General features: G+C 37.0%; 6 protein-coding genes. All 6 read right to left on the bottom strand.

Annotation, left to right across the window (positions count from 1 at the left end):
• Positions 1–701: alpha-amylase family protein (locus tag K5G00_RS11320; RefSeq protein ID WP_238766270.1), on the bottom strand; the 701-nt coding region annotated here is incomplete at its 3' end.
• Positions 702–792: 91 nt separating this feature from the next.
• A complete protein-coding gene (locus tag K5G00_RS11315; protein WP_238766269.1) occupies positions 793–2,178 on the bottom strand; it encodes an alpha-L-fucosidase in 1,386 nt (461 codons plus the stop codon).
• A 376-nt stretch (positions 2,179–2,554) separates the two neighbouring features.
• A complete protein-coding gene (locus K5G00_RS11310; RefSeq protein ID WP_238766268.1) occupies positions 2,555–4,333 on the bottom strand; it encodes a RagB/SusD family nutrient uptake outer membrane protein in 1,779 nt (592 codons plus the stop codon).
• A gap of 11 nt (positions 4,334–4,344) precedes the next feature.
• Entirely contained in the window at positions 4,345–7,755 is a 3,411-nt protein-coding gene (locus K5G00_RS11305; RefSeq protein ID WP_238766267.1) for a TonB-dependent receptor, read from the bottom strand.
• A 144-nt stretch (positions 7,756–7,899) separates the two neighbouring features.
• Positions 7,900–8,901, bottom strand: a complete 1,002-nt coding sequence (locus K5G00_RS11300) for a FecR family protein (protein ID WP_238766266.1) — start codon at positions 8,899–8,901, stop codon at positions 7,900–7,902.
• 244 nt (positions 8,902–9,145) lie between these two features.
• A complete protein-coding gene (locus K5G00_RS11295) occupies positions 9,146–9,736 on the bottom strand; it encodes an RNA polymerase sigma factor (RefSeq protein ID WP_238766265.1) in 591 nt (196 codons plus the stop codon).
• Between the last annotated feature and the right edge of the window lie 170 nt (positions 9,737–9,906).

Below are 9,906 nucleotides of genomic sequence, written 5' to 3'. Positions count from 1 at the left end.
ATCTGTTGCCATGCACGGTCAATAGCTTTCTGTCGAAAATCCAGCTCTATTTCAGGAGTTATACTGTCCTTTCCAGGAAAAGGCTGTTGCATTAACTCCTCGTACATTTCCTGTTCGCATTCCATCCATCGGAGTGGAGGCAAAGGATCTCGTCCTCCTCCGGGATTGTAAAACCAGTCAAGCATGATTCCATCAATGTCAGTTTTTTTGATGGCATCTTCTATGGAGGAGCACAGATAATCAATATACACTTTTGTAAGTGGAATCTGCTGTCCATCCACTTTGTAACATAAATCAGGATTATCTTTTTCCCATTTATTATTGGCTCCAACACAAAAATATCCGATCACCTTCATGTTTTTCCGGCGACCTATTTTTACCATTTCAGTTAAAAAATCATACTTTAACCCTGGTTGTTCAGGTATTATTCCATTTTTATACCAGGCATAACCGTTACATGAAACAGCAAACGTTTGAATTACATTACAGCCCAAACCGGCATACCAGTTTACTTGCTCTTCAGGATTTGCTTCAGCCCATAAACCCGGTTTGGCAAAACCATGTTCGCCTCCCGGCCCCCAGTTATAATCGATGCAGTAAGCTTTTATCGATGATTCGTTTTCCTTTCCATCGGAGCTATTCTTACATCCCTGAAAAAAGTAAAAACTTATTAACGATAACAGAATTAATCTTTTATGCATGTTATTTTCTGATTATTGATTTTTTAATTTAAATATCCGATAATAAGTAAGAACAAAATGTACTTTTTTTACTGTGCTTCCAACTGATTTCTCAATTGATTTTTATTTTAAATGCCCAGGCATAGCTGCATGAAGTTGGCCGTGACTTCTGTTTTGGATAATATATTGTTAATCCATTATCCTCAGTCCAATCCCATCTCAATTCACCGGGTACCCCTAACATTGTAATCTTTGATCCTTCTACCGGTTTTACTGATTTCAGACTAAAAGTTTCACCTTGCCATTTTAGAAAAATTGCGTAAACATGCTGGTCTTTCGCAGTGTAACAAATATCTCCTTCTTCCTGTACCTTCCAATAATGTGTGCCGTAAATTGCCTCGCCGTTTACCGACAACCACTCGCCTAACCCCAATAATGGATATTGTTCATATTCAGGAATTTCTCCTTCTGCAGTTGGACCAACATTAATATCAAAATTACCATTTTGGCTAACTCCTTTTATTACTTTGTCGATAAATTGTTTTGGAGTAAGGCAATCCTCCGGGTTGGTATCCTGGTTATAACCAAAAGTTTTAGCAATTCCTTGCCAGAATGACCACTTGTGAGTTAATGATCCTTCACTTCCTTTATCAAAATCATATTCCACATTATACAAATCGCCATGTTTTCCCCGCTCTCCTTTTCCAAAACGATCATTTACAAAAACCTCCTGATTCCTCTTTGCTGCCTCATTGTAATAATAAGCAACCACTTCTTTCATCTTCCAGAATGGTTCAGGATGATCCCATTCCCCGTCGAAATAAAAAAAATCAGGATGGTATAAATCAATCAATTCCTTAATTTGAGGAATCATAAAGTCATCAACATAATTATTTACTCTTTTCAATCCGGCATAAGGGATTTCCTTTCCGGTATAAATGGGATTATACCATTCGTAAAGAGAATAATACAAACCAACTTTTAATCCTTCTTTACGTGCAGCTTTAAAATACTGTCCCAAAATATCCTTTTCAGGGCCCATCTTTTTGGCATTACGGTTGGTATATTTACTTGGCCACAAACAAAATCCATCATGATGTTTTGAGGTAATAAACATATATTTGGCTCCCATTTTTTTTGCAAACTTCGCCCAGTCCTCCGGGTTGTACAATTCGGCCTTCCATTGAGGAATAAAATCATCGTATGTAGCGTCATTACCATATACCTCACGATGATAATCATAGGTTGGATTCTTTTTATCATTCATCCTGCTTCCATACCATTCTGCATAAGAAATTCCTTCTTGCCGGGGAGCCCACCCCGGAACGGAATATACTCCCCAATGCATACTTAATCCAATTTTTGCATCATCGTACCATTGTGGCATCTTGTGCTTGTCGAGAGATTCCCAGGTAGGTTCATAAACTTTTTGGGAGATAGCACTAAAAATAAAGGTCTGACTTATTAAAAAAACAATAAACGATTTTTTTAAACGCATATATTTCTGACTTAATTATATTTTTGAGTACCTGCAATTTTGACCTTCTGCTAAATTAAACAGGCATAATATTTTGTTTTGCTTTTAAAGCTGATATTTTATTCTTAACTAAGAATCAAGAAGATAGAGGAATTCGTTTTATTGAATTAATAGTAATACGCAAAAACGATTTTCAGAGTCTTGTTTTACCGGTTGTTACAAGCTAATGTTTTCTAACATCTTTTTTCAGTGCAACCCTGTAAATCACAAGCCTATTTTTTTAGACTTTGTGATCTACAGAGGCTTAACATAGAGTTTTTGACGATACATTTTCACTTAAAATATACTATGCGAAAGGTTTTTTTATGCTTCATTCGTATCATCAACAAAACTATCTTTAATAAAGTGGATTTTGAATTAATAATTCATTTCTGTTCATTTCATCTAACTTGATTGGGAAGAAATAAAAACGATCCTTCCAATCACGTTCCTGTACATGAATTATCTCGTACGATGGTTTATCGTCGCCATAAAAGTATTTTATATCGAGGCCATATGCATCGACAATAACCTCAGGAGCAATCATCCATCTTCGGATATCAAAAAAACGTTGATCTTCAAACATGAGTTCAATTTTTCTTTCGTGTCTTAACTTATCCCTTAACTCATTGTCACTCGCATCAACCTCAGGTAATCCGGCTCGTTTTCGTATGATATTAATATATTTTCTCGCTTCACCATACTCTTCCAGTTCAACGCACGCTTCAGCATAGCTAAGTAAGATCTCGGCATACCTGATAAATCTCCAGGGGGTTGTAGTAACCACTTTTGGTGCATCTACCGAAATATTCTGGAACTTTCTTAAATAGTAAGAGGTATATGTTCCATTCCAGGTGGTAACAGGATTGCTTAAAGCGTCGAGCCCCCCCACCCAGGTACCATCTGCCTGTTCGTAATTACCTGTTTGGATAATTCCAATCGGATCAGCAGCAATTACATCGTCAGGGCGCTGTCTCCATTTAGCACCATCATAAAAAATATCGACATAAAAACGCGGCTCCCTGTTTCCATAGGGATTTGCTTTATGCACAGGATTATTCCAATCAAATTTGGTCCCATCTGCCATTTCAAAGTCGTCAACCATACTGTTAATAGGACTCACATTCGCCCAGCCTTTGTAACCCGCTGGTAAATTTTGTTGTCCGATATTCATTGTCCAGTGCTGATTCGATTCCGTGAAGTTTCTTATAAAAATATCTTCAACCGTTTGTTTTGAAGTAAAGACTTCATCGTAGTTTTGTGCAACCGAATCACCCGGGCTTGGCTCTGCTTTATACAAACTATACATGCCTAAATCAATTACTGATTTAGCCGCATTTTTAGCTGCTACCCATTTGTTATTTCTATCTCCACCAACATATCCGACTAACGCTGGGTGTTCATATCCATTTGTCCATGAGGCATCAGAATTATACAAATCGCTGGCTGCATACAAAAGAACTCTTGCTTTTAAAGCCATCGCTGCACCTTTTGTCGCTCTGCCAAAATTGCTCCCTTCCTCAGTAAGTGGCAGCAATTCGGCCGCTTTATCGCAATCTCCAACAATAAAATTAATACATTCTTCAAACGTATTTCTTGCAGCCAAGAAATCATCCGATAGCCCATAGGCATGTTCAATAATAGGTGCTCCACCATAAAGAAAAACCAGGTTATGATAGTGGTAAGCTCTTAAAAAATAAACCTCTCCAGTTAACCTTTTTACGTATTCTTCGTTTTCATATGTTCTTCCTTCTATTTGATCAAGGAAAAGATTACAGGCCCTAATATATTTATAATGATGTTCCCATCTCATTTTCTGAGTCCGGTTCCACGTATCAAAAACACCATAATCGCTGGGTGTTATCAACGACTTCACCACATTCCCATGACCTTGATCTGACCCTGGGTCAAACATCGATTCATCCGTAAAAACCCCAATCATTGGTCTGTCAAAGCTATGGCCTATATACCAATAAATGTTATTTACAAAATGTTCCATCATTGCAGGATCACTCCAAATGGCTTCCTCACCATATTGGTCTAATGGCTGTCTGTCCAGATAATCTTCACATGAACTTAGTTGTATCAGTATTATTAAGCTAATCAAACTGTATATTATTCTTATATATCTTTTCATGTTTTCATCTTTTAAAAGGTTAAACTAATTCCCCCATTTATTACCCTTTGAGCAGGATATGGCTGACTTTGTCCACTCAAACTTGTCTGTTCGGATTCTGGATCGAAGTCTTTTATATCGGGACTAAAAGTCCACAAATTATAACCACTCAAATAAATTCGTAGTCCATCAACTCCCAACTTACTATTAACAGAAGAAGGTAAGGTGTACCCTATCTCCAAAGTTTTTAGTCTTATATAATCTGATTTTTTCAAGAAATAAGTATTGCGGTTACTTCTCCAATACTCTGCATCCCTGTTGTACGCTCTTGGTCCGCTGGCATCGGTATTATCAGGTGTCCATCGATTATCATAAAAGTCCTTAAGAAAATTACCAATCTGTCCGGATTCTGTAGATATATATCTTACTGCTCCTGCAGCCCCCTGGAATAATATCGACAGATCAAACTGGTTATAGTTAAAACCTGCCTTTAAGGCTCCTGTAAATCTTGGGATATTATTTTTATCATTTCGTACCCTGTCTAAACCATCAATCTTCCCATCATCATTTACATCTTTAAAAATGATGTCGCCGGGGCGTGCATCTTCCCAATGAGGATATGCATCAACTGCGGCCTGATCTTTAAAAATTCCAATTGCTTCGTAATAAAGGTCATTAGATACATCACTATTTGTAGGAATAGGTTTACCCGTTGATTTCTGCCACTCAGGAACACCCGGAGTTTCATCCCAAAAAGTAATTTTATTTTTAGCATAACCACCGTTAAATGAAATATTATATGCTAAATCCCGAATTTTATTCCGGTAACTAATGGTAAAGTCAACCCCCTGATTCGTAACTTTCCCTATATTTTCTCTGGGTAAAGTGAGTCCGGTAGAACTTGGAACAGAGGCATTTCTCCACCATAATATATTAGAGCGTCTGTAATCAAAGTAATCAAACTCCAAATAAAGTTTATGCTCCATAAAATAGGATTCGAAACCAATATCTGCCTGATTAGCAACTTCCCAAGTAACATTTTCATTTGGTATTCTTGCTTCATAGAGTAATTTGTTGGCCTCATCAATTCCAAAGTTATATACATAACCGTCATAACTATATGAAGACAAATATTGCCATTCATCTATCCTGTCATTTCCGGTTTGTCCATAGGAAGCCCTCAATTTAAAATCTTCAAGGAATGACAGTTTTTCTTTCCAGAAATTTTCTTCAGAAATTCTCCATCCTAAAGAAACACCGGGGAAAAATCCAAACCGATTTTCCTTAGGAAACATATATGAACCATCGTATCTCCATACAAATTCAAAAAGTAATTTTTCGTTGTAATTATAGTTTACTCTTCCAAAATAGTTCAATCTTGCATTTTCATAAGATGTGCCAGTATTATCCTGATCTTCTCCTCCTCCGGCAAATAGCTCATCAATAGCAGTTGAAGCAAAATGCCTTCTGTAAGCATTAAAATTAGTACCTTTACCTTCTCTTGTTTCAATACCCGCCATTAGATTTATTTCATGTCTATTTATTGTTTTAGAGTAGTTGATAACACCGTTAAGTAAAAGACTTTGATTATCGTACATGTATCGTGTCAAACGTGCATCATTGAATGGGACCATAGCCGAGTTAAGAACAGGTATGCCGTCCTCACCATAAGTTATACCATCCCATGTATTTACCTCCCATGGAGTTTCCCAGCGTTTACGATTTTGAAAAGATTTATCCAAATTTGCACTTCCGGTAAAAGTTAAACCTTTAATCCAAGGTACTATTAAATCTAATTTGAAACTGCTGTTAACAGTATAAACTTTATTATTGTCATAACCCGCAGCATTGGTGCTTATTGTAACGGGATTACTTCCCTCGATTATATCAGGTCCGGGAGTTCCATCAGGCCAAACGGCATGTATATTAGGATTTCCAAGTGTGGTGGTTCTAAAAATAGTTCCGAAACCTCTGGTCGGAGAAGTTGTGTTTTCCATCCTTCCATATACATTGGCTCCAATTTTTATATATTCTGATATTCTTGCGTCAATATTACTGCGAAAATCATATTGTTTGTAATTACTCACGCTATTTTTATAATAAGCATCCTGATATTTTGAACCAACAGATAAATAATAATCAATGTATTCGCCTCCTCCCCTAAGCTGACCGTTCAGATTATTTTGTGGAGACCATGGTTTAAGAACTTCATCAAACCAGTTAGTATTAGGATATTGCCACGGGTTAGAACCGGAAGTAAAATTTTCAATTTGTTCTTCTGTATATCGTGGTTCTCTTCCATCATACAAATCTAATTCATTCAACAATTTGGCATACTCAGAACCATTACACATTTCGGGAATAACAGTTGGCTGGTTAAACCCTTGATTAAAATTAACCGTTATGTTTGGTTTGCCCTTTTCTCCGCGTTTGGTCGTAATTAAGATTACTCCGTTTGCTGCCTGCGAGCCATAAATTGCTGCAGATGCATCTTTCAGAACAGTAATACTTTCAATTGAATTTGGGTCTATTCTCGAAAGTGAGCGTCCTGGCACTCCATCAACTACAACTAAAGGTGAATTATCTCCTAACGTATTAACTCCACGGATACGTACAATCGGATCGTCATTTCCCGGTTCTCCGCTTCGCTGAATAGTTGTTAGTCCGGGGAGTAGGCCGGATAACATTTGACTTGCATTTGTTGTTGGAGCTTTAACAATTTCGTCTCCCTTAACATTATTGATAGCCCCGGTTAGAGTAGCTTTCTTTTGAATTCCGTAACCGATTGCCACTACCTCTTCCAGTCCAATTGATTCTTCCTGCATCACAACATCAATATTGTTTTGATCTCCAACGATAATCTCCTGGCTTCTCATCCCTACAAACGAAAACTGAAGTATTGCTTTTTCAGGAAGGTTTGATATCGTATATTTCCCATCAGCACCGGTAACAGTACCTTGCGTCGTCCCCTTTACAACAACTGTTACTCCGGGAAGTGGTTCTCCTGCGTTATCTTTAACTTCTCCCGAAACCGTTTTTTGTTGCTGAGATGTTATTGATTTTAATTCAACGGGCTTGTCTTCGGGACTTAATAAAATCAAATTATCCTGCATCACATCGTATGAAATATTTTGCCCAGCAAAAATTTCATCCAGAATTTCCTCTACAGTGGCATCTTTGGCTTTAAAGGAAACCTCCCGTTCCACATCAACCTGCTCGCGAATATAAAAGAAACGAAAGTTACTGGATTCCTCAATTTCCTTAAGTATTTCGACAATTTGTCTGTTTTCAGCCCTTAAATTGAACTTTGTGGCCTGCGAGTAAACCGTTGCCGAAACCTGCATTAAGCCCGCCAGGATTAGTATGGCTGTTAGTTTCATCATTAATAATAGTTTTTTTACCCTTCTGCATGGCAGAAAAGGGTGCATACATTTTTTTTTCATAAATTTGAATGTTTTGATTAATAGCTTTACTGGTGATTTTCACCAAAGAAATTCAAGACACAAGTTAAGCTGGCAGGTGTGGCTGCACCTTCCGGCTTATTTTTTAATTTTTGTTTAATTCATAAGTTATTCCTCCGGATAAGTTTAGTTTTTGTTGTCAGTAATTTCAATTTTTTGTCCTACGACTTTATAATTGATTGGTAGTGTCTTTCTTACGATCTCCAGAAATTCAATAATGGTTTCATCCTTAATTGTTCCGTCAAAGTGCAAGTCGAGGATTTTTTTATTTTTTACTTCAATATCGACACCGTATTTCCGATTCAAAAGAACCACCAGGTCTTTCAGGTTCATATTCACAAAAATCAGTTTGTTGTCTTTCCACGAAGTAAACCATTGGGTATTTACGGTTTTTATGACTATCTCTTTTGATGTTTTATTCATCACCACCTGTTCTCCCGGTTTTAGTACCACATCCGAGGCAAGCTTCATGTTTTCGGTGGATTGAATTACCACCTGGCCTGCCTCCAGGGTGGTTATAACTTCTTCGTCTGTTGGATAGGCTTTTACATTAAATTGTGTTCCGGTTACGTTTACCTTGTAAAACGGTGTGTGCACAACAAAGGGTTTGTTTTCGTTTTTTTCCACCTCAAACCAGGCCTCTCCTTCCAGAAAAACTTCGCGGTTGCCGTTTTCGCCGTCCACACTGTATCTGATTCGCGAGTCTGCATTCAGAAAAATCACCGAACCGTCCGGAAGAATCATCTCAGAAACTGATCCTTTCGGAGAGTGTGCAGCATAATATACCGGAGCATCAGTAGTTTTTTGTAATGATGTTACATAAATACCTGTGAACAAGCCGAAAAATATTGCCGCAGCTATCTTTGCTACGTTGGTTAAAAAGCGTACTGTTGTTTTATTTTGTTTTTGCTCTTTTTCAATTTTCGCCCAGAGTTTGTTAAATAAGTTTTTGAAATCGGGCAGGGAAGAGACGGTGGCAGTTTCGGAGGAAAGATCTTCCAGTAATTTCTCCTTCACCTCGAATTCTTTTTCCGGTTGATGAAATAATGAAAGCATTTCCTGCCTGTCGGATAAACTGTTGTTTTTTGAATTTGCTTTTTCGAAAATATGTTGAACTTGTTTCGTCATTTTTTTTCTTAATTATACCTAATACGGTTCAGCTTTTGAATTTACTCATTTCTGAAAATTTTATCTGAACATTTTGAACTGAAAAGCCGCCCGGATAATTTAGGGCGACTTTTTAACTTTAACTAAACTAAAACTACTTTTGGTAGTAAATTATTTGTTCTGTTAATACGAATGAAAGTCCGGATTTACTCACCAGAGGTCAATAAATAATTACCATTCTTTTGGAATGACGTGGGGGAGAAATTTATCCGCAAAACAGATAAAAGAAAAGCAGGGCCACAAAGGACTCATTTTTAAAATGTTTTTTTAAAAACGCGAGTGCTCTGTACAAATGGTTTTCGACCGTGCGTTTTGAGAGGTTTAATGTCTTTGCTATTTCGTCGTTGGTTAATCCTTCAAGCTTGCTTAGTTGAAAAATTTTTTGCTGCTGTTCGGGCAGCTGCGCTACCAGTTTGTGGAGATGCTGTTTCATTTCCTCAAAGATTACCGAATGCCATGTATTATTTTCTTTGGTTTCATAATTTAGTCTGGCGTAATCTTCAAAGGCGTGTTCTATATTTTTTCGCCGTATAAGGTCGTAGATGGTATTTACGGCAATTTTAAAAATAAAAGATTTCAGGTTTTGTGTTGAATCCAGCGTTGTTCGTTTTTCCCATATTTTTATAAATACATTTTGAACCAGTTCTTCAGCGTCATCGTTATTTTTTAAATAAGTAAACGAGAAATGATATATTTTTGGGGCATATTTTTCAAAGAGTTTCCGGTAAGCATCTTTCTCACCCCTTTTTATCCTTTCACACAGCTCGCTGTCATTTATATTATTTATCTGATTCAATAGGGAACTACATTTGATTCCTCCAAATGTAAATTAATTTTGATGGATTTTCAAAGTGCCGGGGCATGCTGTTGGGCTACAATTTGCAAATTATTAAAAACAGTTTTGAGATTATTCGATAAAATATGGTAAATTAAATTTTTTATTTTCAACACATAAACCATTTACAA

Origin of the sequence: Maribellus maritimus, from assembly GCF_022267315.1 — a bacterium.
GTDB lineage: Bacteria > Bacteroidota > Bacteroidia > Bacteroidales > Prolixibacteraceae > Draconibacterium > Draconibacterium maritimum.
This window is presented reverse-complemented; position numbering and strand designations above follow the sequence as displayed.

What these genes read in the sequence shown, in the direction of transcription:
- K5G00_RS11310 (WP_238766268.1), bottom strand. Translation starts at nt 4,333, where the DNA reads ATGAAAAGATATATAAGAATAATATACAGTTTGATTAGCTTAATAATA.
- K5G00_RS11300 (WP_238766266.1), bottom strand. Translation starts at nt 8,901, where the DNA reads ATGACGAAACAAGTTCAACATATTTTCGAAAAAGCAAATTCAAAAAAC.
- K5G00_RS11315 (WP_238766269.1), bottom strand. Translation starts at nt 2,178, where the DNA reads ATGCGTTTAAAAAAATCGTTTATTGTTTTTTTAATAAGTCAGACCTTT.
- K5G00_RS11305 (WP_238766267.1), bottom strand. Translation starts at nt 7,755, where the DNA reads ATGAAAAAAAAATGTATGCACCCTTTTCTGCCATGCAGAAGGGTAAAA.